Below are 13,726 nucleotides of genomic sequence, written 5' to 3'. Positions count from 1 at the left end.
AATCGGCTGATAGGGATCGGTGTTGGTGCCGATGGCGAGGCTGGCCGGCTGGTAGTTCGGTTTGGCAAAGGTCTGGCGGAGCAGCTCGGCGGCATTGGGTTTGGCGAACAGCTTGCTTTCGAAATCGAGACCGGGGGAGAGGTCATGATAAGCGTGGGTTGGCCTTGCATAGCAATAGACGCAACCATGTTCGCAACCGCGATAGGCGTTGATCGAGCGGTCGAACGGCAGGTCGGGGGATTGGTTGTAATTGATGATCGATTTGGGAAATTCGATCGTGACGTCGGTCCTCAGCTTGGCGGCGCTGTCTCCGATACGGTCCCGTTCATCGAGCCAGTCGCCGTCGATCTCCCGGTCTTGCAGGTTGAAACGCTGCGACACCCTATTGGATGGCGCACCCCTGCCTTTTTGCGCCTCAGGATATATTGGATTTTTGTCGGCCATCCGCTCTTCATACTATGAGAACATATAAAGAACAAATAGATTGAATCGCTATTTTTCAAGCAGCCTGGGGATCAGCTCGACAAAATTGCAGGGGCGATGGCGGCTGTCCAGCTGGGTGTCCAATATGCCGTCCCAGCCATCTTTCACGGCGCCATTGGAGCCGGGCAGCGCGAATATATAGGTTCCGCGCGCAACCACGGCGCACGCGCGCGATTGCACCGTGGAGGTGCCGATTTTGGCGATGCTCAGATAGCGGAACAATTCGCCGAAGCCGGGAATATCCTTGTCCTTGACCGTGTTTAGCGCTTCCGGCGTAATATCGCGGCCGGTCAGACCAGTGCCGCCGGTGGTGATGATGACATCGACTTGCTCGTCGTCAATCCACGTGTGGAGTTGTGCCACGAGAATGGATTTCTCGTCTCTCAGCAAATTGCGATGCAATAATATGTGGCCTTTCTGCGCGATCCGTTCGGCCAATATATCACCGGATGTGTCGTCTTTCAGCGTACGTGTATCGGAAACGGTCAGCAGCGCGATATTGATCGGTTTGAAGACCCGGCTTTCGTCAATCGGCATGGTTGTTCTCCGCTTTATTCCGCCGCCGTGAATAACTTAGTCCGCGGCGCTTTTCCAAGTCATAAAGAATAGGGGTTTTCGTAGGTTAACTATCCGTCTAATCGATTTAGTCAATGACGAACGTCCCGGATCTTACCGCCGTAATTTTGGGCCTCATTCTTGCTGCCTGGCTGGGCACTGCCGCTTGGGCAATATGGACTGGCCTGGCGATGAAGAACAAGGCTGAATCGACCGTGCGGCAATCCGGAAGACTGGGGCGATTGCTTGAAACATCACCTGCTCTGCCGTTGCTGGTGCGATCCGATGGCAAATTGGAGGCTTCGCAGCGCCTGATGCACTGGCTTGGTTTTGATCATCTGCCTGCGCATATCTCGGAATTGCACGAGGAATCCCGCGGGATGGTTCGGCAAGATCTGGATGCGCTGATGCAGGATATCAATCTGGCGCAGAAAACCGGAAGCAGCTTTGTTCGTGCGATAAAAATACGCGGTTCGGACAAGGCGCTGCTGATCCGTGGCGGACTGGCGGATCAGAAAATCGCGCCGAATGGCAGTGCGCTTTTGTGGGTTTTCGACGCGACGGACAGCGAAGGGCAGATCGCCAAGCTTCGCGATGAAAACGAAGCAGCGCGCGCGGCATTTGATGCGCTCTCCGCTCTGATCGAGGCGGCTCCGGTGCCGATGTGGCACCGGTCTCCCGACCTGCGCCTGACTTTGGTCAACAGCGCCTATGTTGCCGCCGTCGATGCCGAAAATGGAGAACAGGTAGTCGCTGATGGCATTGAACTGGTGGAGACGATCGACGGGTTCCGTCCGGTCGATGCCGCTGCCCGGGCAAGGGACAAAGGCGAACCATTTGAGCGGGTCGTTGCGACAACGGTAGGCGGCGAGCGACGCATGACACAGGTGGTCGATGTGCCGCTTGGCAGGTCTGGTATCGCTGGTTATGCCATCGACATTCAGGAACTGGAAGACGCCCGGCGGGAGCAGCGACGTTTCGGTGAATCGCAGCGGGATATGCTCGACAAGATTTCTGCCGGCGTGGCCCATTTCGGTGCGGATAAGTCGCTGAAATTCTGCAATCTTCCATTCCAGCGTATTTTTTCCATGCGTCAGCAATGGATGGCGGAACGGCCCGAATTCCCGCGTGTGCTGGATCGTATGCGCGAAATGAACCGGATTCCGGAAGTCCGTGATTTTCCGGAATGGCGCGAGGAACGAACCGGCTGGTTCCAGTCCACCAAGGCGATTGAAGAAAACTGGCTGCTGGCCGACGGAACCCATCTGAGGGTGCTGGCCAATCCGACTCCGGATGGCGGGTTGCTGGTCATTTTCGAAGACCGCACCGAACAGGTTCAACTGGCGAGCGCCCGCGATACCCTGCTCAGAGTCAGGACCGCGACCTTTGACAATCTGTTTGAATCCCTCGCCGTTTTTGCCGCCGATGGAAAATTGAATATCTGGAACCATCAATTTGCCAATAACTGGGGTCTTGATGAAGAGGATCTGGGCAAGCATCCGCGCGTGGATTCACTGATGCAGAGAATGGCTGTCCAGTTAAAACAGCCCGCGCGCATCTCGGAAGTGCGCGAAATGGTGCGCAGCGCGACGACCGAGCGTCAACAGAAAGGCGGACGTCTCAACTTCGCTGACGGACGGCGCTATGAATTTGCCGCCATCCCGCTGCCCGATGGCAATGCATTGTTCACCATGCTCGATATTTCGGATAGCTATCGGATCGAACAGGCGCTGCGCGAACGCAATGAGGCGCTGGTCGAAGCGGACTCGATAAAGGGCAGCTTCCTGTCCAATATGAGTTACGAATTTCGCACTCCGCTTACGTCCATAGGCGGGTTTGCGGAGCTTCTGGATCAGGGCATTGCCGGACCGCTGACCGACCGCGGCCATGAATATGTGCGCGCGATCCTGCAGTCGGTCAAACGTCTGGGCAACCAGATCGAAAATGTCCTCGACCTGAGCCAAAGCGAAGCCGGCGCGCTGCCGATTGCCAAGGACAAGGTCAATCTGAACAAGTTGATCGAGGATCTAGCAGGCCATTTCGCCGATGAAGCGAAAGCCAAGAATATCGGGATGGAGCTGCAGCTGGACGAAAAACTCGGATCGGCGATGGCCGACAAGAAGCGGCTCAGCCAGGCGATTTCTCAGATCATCGACAATGCGATCAAATATACCGGCCAAGGCGGCAGGGTGCTCATTCACGGATCCGGCAATGTGAAGCAGGCGCTGATCCACATATCCGACGATGGCCCCGGGATGACCGCCGGCGACCAGTCCAAGGTGTTCGACAGTTTCGCCCGTTCGCGTGATCAAAAGACAAATGAGAAATCGGGAGGCCTTGGCCTGCCATTGGCGCGTCAATTGGTCCGGGCCCATGGCGGCGACCTGACCCTGACGTCCGAACCGGGTCAGGGCACGCTGGTAACCCTGCATCTGCCGAGGCAATGACAGAATGTTGATATTGGAGGATGTGCAGGCGACCCTTGATGTCGGGCGAGAATTGGGCGCCTTGCTGCGAGCAGGAGACAAAATTGCGCTGAAAGGCACGCTCGGGGCCGGAAAAACGACATTGGCGAGAGGCATATTGGCAGGGCTGGGCTATCGCGGCGAAGTGCCAAGTCCGACCTTCGCGATTGTCCAGCCCTATGAACCGCCCGAAACCAGAATCCCGGTCGCCCATGTAGATCTGTACCGGATTGAAGACCCGGAGGAAATTCCCGAACTCGGTCTGGAAGACTCGCTGATCGATGGCGCGATGATCGTCGAATGGCCCGACCGGATGCCCGACAGTTTCTGGCAGGATGCGCTCAATATTGAACTGGAAATAACCGGCGAGGGCAATCGCCGGTTGACTTGGAACGCCGGTAACGCTTGGAACAATCGATGGCCACTGACATGAAACCGCCAGCAGCAGCGGCAGATTTTTTGAAACAATATGGGTGGGGCGACGCAATATTGTCGCCGGTGGCGGGAGACGCGTCTTTCCGCCGCTATTTCCGCGTCCGCGATGGTGATCGCCGGGCCATATTGATGGATGCGCCGCCGCCGCATGAAGATCCGAAGCCGTTTATCGCTATTGCCGAATATCTAACGAGCTCCGGCTTTGCTGCACCCGAGATTTTTGCGCGCGACCTGACTCAAGGCCTGGTTCTGCTGGAGGATTTTGGTGATCAGCGGATGCGCGAGCATCTAGATGACCATCCAGAGGATGAGGACGCGATCTATCGTCAGGCCGTCGATCTGCTGCGGGAATTGCATAAGGTGCCGGCGGCCCCGATAGCGGAATATGATCAGGCGCAATATTTGCGCGAAGCCAATTTGCTGACCGAATATTATTGTCCGGCCCAGCAACTGGACGTGGACGCAGCAAGTTTCGAGGCGATCTGGCGGGAGATACTGGAACCCGTTATCGCGGCGCAAGACCCTCCGGTAACGGTGATGCGCGACTATCATGCCGAGAATATCATGCTGCTAGAAGATGGCACGTTTGGCCTGCTGGATTTCCAGGACGCGCTGAACGGCCATCCCGCCTATGATCTGGTGTCGATGTTGCAGGATGCCCGCCGCGACGTGTCGGATGAACTCGAGGAGAATATGCTCGCTTATTATCTGGCTGATCATGGCAAGGACGCGGCAGAAATATTTCGCAATCATTATGCAATCTTGGGCGCGCAGCGAAACACCAAGATCATCGGCATATTCACCCGGCTTTCGGTGCGGGACGGTAAACAGCGCTATCTTGATTTCCTGCCCAGAATGTGGCGTCTGCTGGAGAAAGACCTGCGTCACCCTGCGCTTGCACCGGTCACCAAATGGTTTGACCAGAATATTCCGAGCGAAGTGCGCGTTCGGCCGATCCCGGTGCCGAAAGCCACTCGATGATCAAGGTCGAAACCGCGATGATCATGGCGGCCGGACTGGGCAAACGCATGCGCCCGCTGACCGAAAATCGGCCGAAGCCGCTGGTCGAAGTGGCGGGCAAGGCGATGATCGACCATTGTTTTGACAAGCTTGTCGAAGCGGGCATAGGCAAGGCCGTGGTCAACGTGCATTATCTGGCAGACATGATGGAAGCCCATCTTGCTGCCTTGCCCTATCCGATCGATATCCGGGTTTCCGACGAGCGAGAAGAGTTGCTGGAGACCGGCGGCGGATTGGTGCAAGCCGAGCCTTTGATCGCGGAAGCAACATTTTTCTGCATCAACAGCGACAATCTGTGGACCGATGGCCCGACCAACAGCCTGCATCAACTGGCGCAAGCCTGGGACGAGGAGCAGATGGACGCGCTGTTGCTGCTGGTGCCGCGAATCTCGGCGCATAATTATCAGGGCACCGGCGATTTTCATCTTGATGACGAGAACCGCATTTCGCGCAAGCTGCCGGGACAGGAAGCACCGCTGATCTATTCCGGTATCCAGCTGCTTTCCAAACGCCTTTTGCGCGACGCGCCCGCCGGTCCCTTTTCGACCAATATATTCTGGGAACGGGCGATCGGCGAAGGTCGTTTGTTTGGAGCCGTTCACCAGGGCGAATGGTTCGAAGTTGGCTCGCCGGAAGCGATAGCGCCGACAGAAGCCGCGCTGGCGCATGTCTGACCGCCGTCGGCCATCGATTTACAATATCGCCGCGCACGGCGGCTTTGCCGATGCGCTGGCGCAGGGACTGATTGACCGCTTTGCCAAGGATGCCTTCGGGCTGGCCCGCGGCCTCGTCATATTGCCCAATAACCGCGCTCAGCGGGCATTGCAGGAAGCTTTCGTCCGGCTCAGCGAAGATGGGCTGTTGCTGCCGCAAATGGCGGTAATCGGCGATCTCGATCTGGATGAATCGATCGGTGTAGCGCTCGATTCCGGGGAATTGGCGCTGGATATTCCGGCCGCCGTCGATCCGATGGATCGGCTGCTCACCCTGGCGCAATTGATCCAGAAGGAAATCCGGCTGCGCGAGGATGCGATATTGGCAAAGGATGCGCTGCGGCTGGCGCGGGAATTTGCCCGCACGCTCGACCAGCTGAATATCGAAGAAATTTCGCTGGCTGACCTGATGAAAACGGAACCGGACAGTCTCGACCTGTCCAGTCACTGGCAGGATTCCTATCGCTTCTTCCTGATCATTGCGGAAAAATGGCGGCAACAGCTGGAAAAATGGCAGCGGGTTGATCAGGCGGTGCGCCGCAACGCGTTGTTCGACCATATCGCGAAAAGCTGGAAAACATCGCCGCCCGGTCATTTTGTCGTCGCGGCGGGCGTCACCACCTCCGCGCCCGCTATCGCCCGCTTTCTGGAAACCATAGCTTTCATGCCCTCGGGGCTCGTGGTCCTGCCCGACCTCGACCTGATCATGCCGGACGAGGAATGGGACTTGCTGGGCCCGTTCAAGCCCGATCCGGAAAACGGCCATATCAAGCGTGCGCAGGAAACCCATCCGCAATATCACATGAAATTATTGCTCGACCGGATGTCGATCGCGCGCGGCGAAATCCTGCGCTGGCCGCGTACCGGCGAAAGCGGCGCTGCGGCCAAGCGCAGCCGGGCGCTGAGCAATGCCTTCGCGATCCCGAAGCTGACCGTGCGCTGGCAGACACTGGAAAGCAGTGAGCGCAGTCTTGCCGGGGTGCAGACGGTCGAGGCGGGCAACAGCGCCGAAGAAGCCCAGATCATCGCCCTGCTGGCCCGCGAGGCGCTGGAAGACCCGGATCAACGGGTAGCGATTGTCACGCCGGACCGGTCCCTGGCAACGCGGATTTCCTCCCATCTGAAACGCTGGGAAATTCAGGTCGATGACACCGCCGGCCAGCCTCTCGCAAAGCTGCCGGAAGGCGTGTTCTTTCTGAACCTGCTGGCGGCGGTCGCCGATGGTTTTCCGCCGGCAGAATTTCTCGCCTTGCTCAAACATCCGCTGGTGCAGCGCGGCGACGGGCGGCTCTTATGGCTCGACCAAGTCCGCCAGCTCGACCTGCTGCTCCGCGGCCCGCGACCAGCGCCGGGGCTGGCGGGCATTGATGCGCTGCTAAAGAGCGACAACCGCCGGACGAAGAAACTGCGCGAAGCAATCGCGCCGTGGTGGAAATCTACCCGCATGATGTTCGCGCCGATGGAAAATCTGTTCGCGCCGCCGCTGGACTGGCCGCATCTGCTGGATCAGTTGCGGCAACTGGCCGAGACCTTGACCGATGGCGCGATCTGGGCTGGCCCGGGTGGACGGGAACTGGCCGAATTGCTGACGAAATTGCAGGTCCGGGCGGAAATGGGTCCGATCCGCATCGCGGCCAATGAACTGGCCGGCTATTTCGAGACTCTGATGGCCGAAATATCGGTGCGCCCGCCTTATGGCGGCCATCCGCGGATCGCGCTTTATGGTCTGCTGGAAGCGCGCCTGCAACAGTCGGAACTGGTGATCTGCTGCGGCCTCAACGAGGGCAGCTGGCCGCAAGCGATAACCCCCGATCCCTGGCTCGCACCGATGATCCGCAAATCGCTCGGGCTAACGGCACAGGAACGGCAAATCGGTCTTTCCGCCCATGATCTGGTCGGAGCGATGGGGGCGAAGAAAGTCATATTGTCGCGGGCGCGCCGGGATGATTCCGGACCGGCGATTGCCTCGCGCTTCCTGCTCCGGCTGAAAGGCATGTGCGGCGATAATCTGAAGGAACATCCAGAGGCCCGAACCTGGATGTCCGCGATCGACCAGCCTAAAATGGAATCCCCGCCCTATGAACGCCCCGCGCCGATGCCGAGTGCGGAACAGCGCCTTATCCCGATTTCGGTAACCCAGGTCGATAGTCTGATCGCCGATCCTTATTCATTCTATGCGAAAAAGATCATGGGCTTCGCCTCGCTCGATATGATCGACGCCGACCCGAGCGCGGCCTGGCGCGGGACGATCATTCACGACATCCTCGATCAATGGGCCAAGCAGGACCATTATGCACCCGGCGCGCTGCGCGAAAGGGCGCAGGCATTTCTCAACGATCCCGGCCTGCACCCGCTGATGCGCAGCCTGTGGGCGCCGCGCCTGCTAGAGGGTCTCGCCTGGATCGCCGATACGCTCGCGGCCAATGGCAAGACCGGACGGGAGCCGATTGCCTCCGAAATTTACGGCAAGGCCGAGATTGCCGGTGTCGAACTGTCCGGCATCGCCGATCGCATTGACCGGATGCCGGAGGGCGGTCTGGCGATTGTCGATTACAAGACCGGCGGCGCACCGAGCAACAAGGCGGTGATCGAAGGCTATAATCTGCAACTGGGACTGCTCGCCGCGATAGCCGAGCTGGGTGGCTTCAAGGACATTGAAGGCGAGGCGGTTGCCTTCGAATATTGGTCGCTGGCGAAAAAGAGTGGCACCGACAATTTCGGCCATGTCCGCTCGCCCACACAGGGGCGCGGCGACAATATCATCGCGGCGGATGCGATGGTCGACCATGCTGTTGCCCGGTTCAACGAGGCAGCCGATTGTTATCTGAAGGGCGCGGAACCGATGACCGCCAAGCTGCATCCGGAATATGCCCGCTATGCCGATTATGACCAGCTGATGCGGCTCGAAGAATGGTATGGCCGCGCACCGGCGGAGGTGCCGGATCATGAGTAAAGACAAGCCCAAAATCTTTCCGCTCAAGGACCGGCAGATCGATGCGGTCGAGCCCGAAACCAATATCTGGCTCAGCGCCTCTGCCGGCACCGGCAAGACCCAGGTTCTCACGGCGCGGGTGTTTCGCCTGCTGCTGACGGAAAAGGTCGATCCCGAGCATATTCTTTGCCTGACCTTCACCAAGGCGGGCGCCGCCGAAATGGCGGAACGGATCAATCGGCAACTGGCCGCCTGGGTTCGGATGGACGATATCCTGTTGGCCAATGATCTCGCCGCGATCGGCGCATCGACCGGACCAGACACCAGAGACCGCGCGCGGACTTTATTTGCCCGCGTTCTTGATGCGCAGGGCGGCGGTTTGCGGATCATGACGATCCATGGCTTTTGCCAGTCGCTGCTCGCTTCCTTTCCGGAGGAAGCCGGTATTGCCTCGATGTTCAAGCCGATCGAGGCGCGCGACCAGAAAATTTTGGCGCGCGACGCCCTGGGTGATCTGCTGCTCGAAGAAGAGCGGACAGGGCGACCTGAAATCATCGAAGCGATCCAGCAATTGAGCGTCCGGATGGGCGAAGAGGCCACCGAACAATTTCTGATGGCCTGTGCGGCCAAAGCCGATGCAATGGAAAATCTCGCCACCGGCGTGCTGCCCTTTGTCCGGCAATTGCTGGGCCTTCCCATCGAAGGTGACGCGCTGTCCTGGCTGGCGGAGCGCTGCAGTGACGAAGCGATCGACCTCCGCGCGATCAGCTTGTTGCGCGATGCGATGGCGGAATCTGGCGGCAAGAAGGAACAGGAACGCCAGTTGGCGATCCGGCTCTGGTTAACCCTCAATCCGCAAGAGCGCGCCGCTGCCTTGTCGGAGGTTCATCTGGCCTGGGCGACCAAGACCACCGGCGCGCCGCCCAAGGCCACCAAGGGGCTGCTCAAAGCCCTGCCGGACTATGATTTTATTGCCGGTTCCTTGTTCGAATGGAGCAACGGCCTGCTCGAAAAAGCGGTCCTGTTCGAATATGCCGATCTGTTCGCGGGGGCGCTGGAAGCCGGGCGCGCCTTCTACTATCGTTATGCCGACGCAAAGAAACTGCATGGCGTCGTCGATTTTGACGACATGATCCGGATGACCGCCCGGCTGCTGCAGAAAAGCGATATGGCGGCCTGGATCCGCTACAAGCTCGACCAGCGCACCGATCATATATTGATCGACGAGGCGCAGGACACCAATCTCGCGCAATGGGAGATCGTCCGGGCGCTGGCGGGTGAATTTTTTGCCGGCATCGGCGCCGATCCGGAACGGCACCGGACCCTGTTCACGGTTGGCGACTTCAAGCAGGCGATATTCGGCTTTCAGGGCACCAGCCCGCATAATTATGCCAATGCGCGAACCGAATTTTTTGCCCTGGCAGAGGCGTCGGAACAGCCGTTCGGCGATCTGTCGCTGGACCGCAGTTTCCGTTCGACCCCGCCGATTCTGGACGTCGTCGACGCGACGCTCGAACAGCTCAGCCATGAGCAATTGGGGCTGGATCATCGGGTCCCCGAACATCGCAGCAATTATCCAGAGGCCAGCGGCAGCGTGACGCTGTGGAAACCAATTGCCAATGGCAGCGACGGTGATGACGAGGATGAGGAATCCTGGGCCAGCGAAGAGAAACGGGTTTTTGCGCAGCAGCTGGCGGTGCAGATCAAGCAATGGCTGTCGCCGGAAAACCCGCTTTGGCTTGACCAGAAAAACCGGGCGCTGCAACCCAAAGATATCTTGATATTGGTGAGCAAGCGCGATGAACTGAGCGCGCTCATCGTCGCCCGTCTGTTTGCCGAGAAAGTACCGGTGGCCGGAATCGACCGTATCCGCCTGAATCAGCCGCTGGTTGTTCAGGACCTGCTGGCGGCGATCCGCTTCGTGCTGCAGCCGAATGATGATCTCAATCTCGCCAGTCTGCTGGTGTCGCCGCTGCTGGGCTGGACGCAAGAGGATCTGCTGGCGCGCGGCCATCGCGGGCCGAAACAGGCCGACAAAAGCCTTTGGGAATTTTTACGCCGACAGGATGGGCTGGGCGAGCAGATAAATCCGTTGATGCAATTGCTGGCGATGGCCGATTTCAACACGCCCTATCAGTTTCTCGAGACGATATTGTCCGGCCCGATGCAGGGCAGGCGCAAATTGCTGGCGCGCCTCAGCCATGCAGCGGTCGACCCGCTCGACGAACTGCTGGCGACGGCTCTCGCCTTTGAGCGGGATCATATCCCGACCTTGCAGGGCTTTCTCGACTGGTTTGACCGGGGCGATGTCGAGATCAAGCGCGAGCAGGTCGAGGGCGGCAATGAAGTGCGTCTGATGACCGTCCATGGCGCAAAGGGGTTGCAGGCGCCGCTGGTGATCCTCGCCAATGCGACCTTTGATCCGGCGAGCAAGAAAAGCGGCGGCTTTGCCATCAAACTCGGCGAGGGGACCGATCGCGAACTGGAATATCCGGTGGTCCCGGTCCGCAAGGCAGAGCGAGTCGGCATATTGGCCGAACATGCGGCCTATGCCGACAAGGTCGCGATGGAAGAACATTGGCGGCTGCTCTACGTCGCGATGACCCGGGCGGAGGAACATCTTGTCGTTGCCGGGGTTCTGGGCCCAAGGGCCAAAGGAGAAGTCCCGGAATTGAGCTGGTATGGCGCGATGGAACGCGGGCTGATTGCCTTGGGCTCGGACTGGCGGGAAGACCCGGACTGGGTTGCGGTTCGCGAATATCGGACAGAGAGCCAGAACAAGCCTGCCGCGCCATCTGTCATCGACCGCGCCATCGATCCGGAAGCAGGAAAAGCACCTTTGCCGGACTGGTTGTTCCGGCCGGCACCGGAAGAATCGCGACCACCGCGTCCCTTGACCCCTTCACATCTCGGCCCCGATGATGCCAGCAATCCGCCGCCTGATCTGAGCATGCGGGATGCCGCCGAACGCGGAATTTTGCTGCACAGCCTGTTTCAGCGCTTGCCGAATATCGAGCCCGAACGCCGTGTGGACGTCGCCGACCGCTGGCTGGCAAAACAGAAGCAAATCGCCGATCCGGCCCGGCGTACGGAGATCATCAAGACGGTTCTGGCGATCATGGACAATCCGCAATGGTCCGCCTTGTTCGCACCGGAAAGTCTCGCAGAAGCCCCGATCGCTGCGGTTGTCGGAGAACATGTCATATCCGGCACGGTGGACCGGCTGCTGATCACCGATGACTATATTTATGTCGTGGATTTCAAGACTGGTCGCCGGGTTCCAGATAGTGCTGCGAATGCTCCGGTCGCCTATCTCCGGCAGATGGCAGCTTATGTCGCTGCACTGGAAAAGATTTTTCCGGCGCGCCCGATCCGGGCCGGGCTTTTATACTCGCATGGCCCGGAAATGCTGGAGCTTTCCGCCAGTCTGATCGAGCAGAACAAGCCCGGCTTTGAGCCGACATGAAAATCCTTTTGGCCAATGCGCTTGAGCGAAGGCACCACCATACCTAAATAGAGTTTAAACAATTGGAGATTCGTTATGGCTACCAAAGCAATTACCGACGCAAGTTTTGAAGGCGATGTTCTGAAAGCGGACGGCCCGGTTCTGGTCGATTTCTGGGCAGAATGGTGCGGCCCTTGCAAGATGATCGGCCCTGCACTCGAAGAGATCAGCGATGAACTGGTTGGCAAGGTGACTATTGCCAAGCTCAACATCGACGACAGTCCGGACGCGCCGGCGAAATATGGCGTGCGCGGTATTCCGACCATGATCCTGTTCCACAACGGTGTCGCGGTTGAAACCAAGGTTGGCGCGGCGCCAAAAAGCCAGCTTAAATCCTGGCTCGAGTCCAGTCTGCCTGCCTAGCTTCTGAAAATATCCCCAAGCTGCTCGGCTGCTTCGTGCCACAGTTTCGGTGACGAAGCGCCGAGCAGTCCCTTTTTGTGGTCCGCTGGACGATATTCCGAACCATCCCAGCGCGCACATTTTCCGCCTGCTTCGTTGAGAAACAAAACCCCTGACGCATGATCCCAGGGCAGGGTGCGGTGAAATATGGAAATATGGTTGGTGCCTTGCACCAGCCGCGGATATTGCTCTGCGGCGCAGCGCGGAATGTCGACAATCTCATAATAAGGTTTCGCAGCGCTCACCAGAGCATCTCGCTCTTCGGGCGCCATGAACCCGGTTGCCAGCGCGGCAACCGGCCGGTCCGGATGACCCTCCGGCACTGTGACCGGTTCTCCATTGATAAAGGCCCCGCCATTTTTAACCGCATGGCAGATGCGCGCATTGAGCGGATCATAGAGCCAGCCGGCCACGGTTTCATTCTGCTCGGCCAGGGCAATCATGATGCCGAAGGGCGGCTTTCCGGCCGCATAATTGCCGGTGCCGTCAATCGGATCGATGATCCAAACCTGACCATCGGCCAATTGATCGATAACCGCCTCATCGGCGGCAAAGGCTTCTTCGCCCACAATCTTTGCTTCCGGCAACAGCGCCGCAAGGGCCCCTTCGATAAATTTCTCGCTAAGCTTGTCTGCCACCGTCACCAGATCCCCGGGGGTCTTCTCGTCAATCTGGTGAGATTTGAGATTCTGATAATAAGGCAGCACGATATCCCGCGACGCATTTTCGATTATGTCGAGAACGGGCTGATAGAGTTCGTGCAAAGCGCTAGCTCCGGTAATCGGCGTTGATATCGATATAGCCGTGGGTCAGATCACAGGTCCAGACCGTTGCCCTGCCATTGCCAAGACCGATATCGACGGCAATATCGATTTCATTGCCCTTAAGATGCGCCGCCACCGGTGCTTCATCATAATCCGGAACGACAAGACCTTCGCGGGCCACGGTGACGCCGCCAAAGCTGATTGCCAGCCGGTCACGATCGGCCGGTTCGCCAGCCTTGCCAACCGCCATCACCACCCGGCCCCAATTGGCGTCTTCACCGGCAATGGCGGTCTTGACCAGCGGAGAATTGGCGATCGACAGGGCAATGCGCTTGGCGCTGTCGTCGCTTTCCGCTCCGGTCACGGCGATTTCGATAAATTTGCTCGCGCCTTCGCCATCGCGCACCACCAGATGCGCCAATTGCATGCACAGATCGCTCAGCGCGGCCTGG

10 protein-coding genes and 1 pseudogene are annotated in these 13,726 nt (G+C 58.8%); 7 read left to right on the top strand and 4 right to left on the bottom strand.

Going from position 1 to position 13,726, the window contains the following annotated elements; all coding sequences use genetic code 11:
• Both V7665_RS09355 and moaB read right to left on the bottom strand, forming a co-directional pair.
• A pseudogene (locus V7665_RS09355) lies at positions 1-444 on the bottom strand (PA0069 family radical SAM protein); the annotation flags it as partial.
• Positions 445-492: 48 nt separating this feature from the next.
• Complete coding sequence (gene moaB / locus V7665_RS09350; RefSeq protein WP_335664269.1) at positions 493-1,020, bottom strand: molybdenum cofactor biosynthesis protein B; 528 nt, start codon at positions 1,018-1,020, stop codon at positions 493-495.
• 113 nt (positions 1,021-1,133) lie between these two features.
• Here moaB and V7665_RS09345 point away from each other — a divergent pair, with 113 nt between their 5' ends.
• The 7 genes from V7665_RS09345 (at position 1,134) to trxA (ending at position 12,471) form a co-directional block, all read left to right on the top strand.
• Complete coding sequence (locus V7665_RS09345) at positions 1,134-3,485, top strand: sensor histidine kinase (RefSeq protein WP_335664268.1); 2,352 nt, start codon at positions 1,134-1,136, stop codon at positions 3,483-3,485.
• 4 nt (positions 3,486-3,489) lie between these two features.
• On the top strand, positions 3,490-3,936 hold the full coding sequence (gene tsaE / locus V7665_RS09340) for a tRNA (adenosine(37)-N6)-threonylcarbamoyltransferase complex ATPase subunit type 1 TsaE (RefSeq protein WP_335664267.1): 447 nt from the start codon (positions 3,490-3,492) through the stop codon (positions 3,934-3,936).
• The gene (locus V7665_RS09335; RefSeq protein ID WP_335664271.1) at positions 3,933-4,919 is read left to right on the top strand and encodes an aminoglycoside phosphotransferase family protein; all 987 of its coding nucleotides are present in this window, start codon (positions 3,933-3,935) and stop codon (positions 4,917-4,919) included. The genes tsaE and V7665_RS09335 overlap by 4 nt, the downstream gene beginning before the upstream one ends.
• Positions 4,916-5,632: a nucleotidyltransferase family protein gene (locus V7665_RS09330; protein ID WP_335664266.1), complete on the top strand. Its 717-nt coding sequence runs from the start codon at positions 4,916-4,918 to the stop codon at positions 5,630-5,632. The genes V7665_RS09335 and V7665_RS09330 overlap by 4 nt, the downstream gene beginning before the upstream one ends.
• A complete protein-coding gene (addB, locus tag V7665_RS09325; RefSeq protein ID WP_335664265.1) occupies positions 5,625-8,624 on the top strand; it encodes a double-strand break repair protein AddB in 3,000 nt (999 codons plus the stop codon). The genes V7665_RS09330 and addB overlap by 8 nt, the downstream gene beginning before the upstream one ends.
• Positions 8,617-12,069, top strand: a complete 3,453-nt coding sequence (addA, locus tag V7665_RS09320; RefSeq protein ID WP_335664264.1) for a double-strand break repair helicase AddA — start codon at positions 8,617-8,619, stop codon at positions 12,067-12,069. The genes addB and addA overlap by 8 nt, the downstream gene beginning before the upstream one ends.
• Positions 12,070-12,144: 75 nt before the next feature.
• Positions 12,145-12,471: a thioredoxin TrxA gene (gene trxA / locus V7665_RS09315; protein ID WP_335664263.1), complete on the top strand. Its 327-nt coding sequence runs from the start codon at positions 12,145-12,147 to the stop codon at positions 12,469-12,471.
• Here trxA and V7665_RS09310 read toward each other — a convergent pair.
• Positions 12,468-13,274 (bottom strand): inositol monophosphatase family protein, encoded by an 807-nt coding sequence (locus V7665_RS09310; protein WP_335664262.1) that lies wholly within the window; start codon positions 13,272-13,274, stop codon positions 12,468-12,470. The genes trxA and V7665_RS09310 overlap by 4 nt on opposite strands.
• A 4-nt stretch (positions 13,275-13,278) precedes the next feature.
• Positions 13,279-13,726: bifunctional ornithine acetyltransferase/N-acetylglutamate synthase (locus V7665_RS09305; protein WP_335664261.1), on the bottom strand; the 448-nt coding region annotated here is incomplete at its 5' end.

The organism is Parasphingorhabdus sp. (assembly GCF_036964675.1).
Classification (GTDB): domain Bacteria; phylum Pseudomonadota; class Alphaproteobacteria; order Sphingomonadales; family Sphingomonadaceae; genus Parasphingorhabdus.
This window is presented reverse-complemented; position numbering and strand designations above follow the sequence as displayed.

What these genes read in the sequence shown, in the direction of transcription:
- V7665_RS09345 (WP_335664268.1), top strand. Translation starts at nt 1,134, where the DNA reads ATGACGAACGTCCCGGATCTTACCGCCGTAATTTTGGGCCTCATTCTT.
- addA (WP_335664264.1), top strand. Translation starts at nt 8,617, where the DNA reads ATGAGTAAAGACAAGCCCAAAATCTTTCCGCTCAAGGACCGGCAGATC.
- moaB (WP_335664269.1), bottom strand. Translation starts at nt 1,020, where the DNA reads ATGCCGATTGACGAAAGCCGGGTCTTCAAACCGATCAATATCGCGCTG.
- V7665_RS09330 (WP_335664266.1), top strand. Translation starts at nt 4,916, where the DNA reads ATGATCAAGGTCGAAACCGCGATGATCATGGCGGCCGGACTGGGCAAA.
- addB (WP_335664265.1), top strand. Translation starts at nt 5,625, where the DNA reads ATGTCTGACCGCCGTCGGCCATCGATTTACAATATCGCCGCGCACGGC.
- V7665_RS09335 (WP_335664271.1), top strand. Translation starts at nt 3,933, where the DNA reads ATGAAACCGCCAGCAGCAGCGGCAGATTTTTTGAAACAATATGGGTGG.
- trxA (WP_335664263.1), top strand. Translation starts at nt 12,145, where the DNA reads ATGGCTACCAAAGCAATTACCGACGCAAGTTTTGAAGGCGATGTTCTG.
- tsaE (WP_335664267.1), top strand. Translation starts at nt 3,490, where the DNA reads ATGTTGATATTGGAGGATGTGCAGGCGACCCTTGATGTCGGGCGAGAA.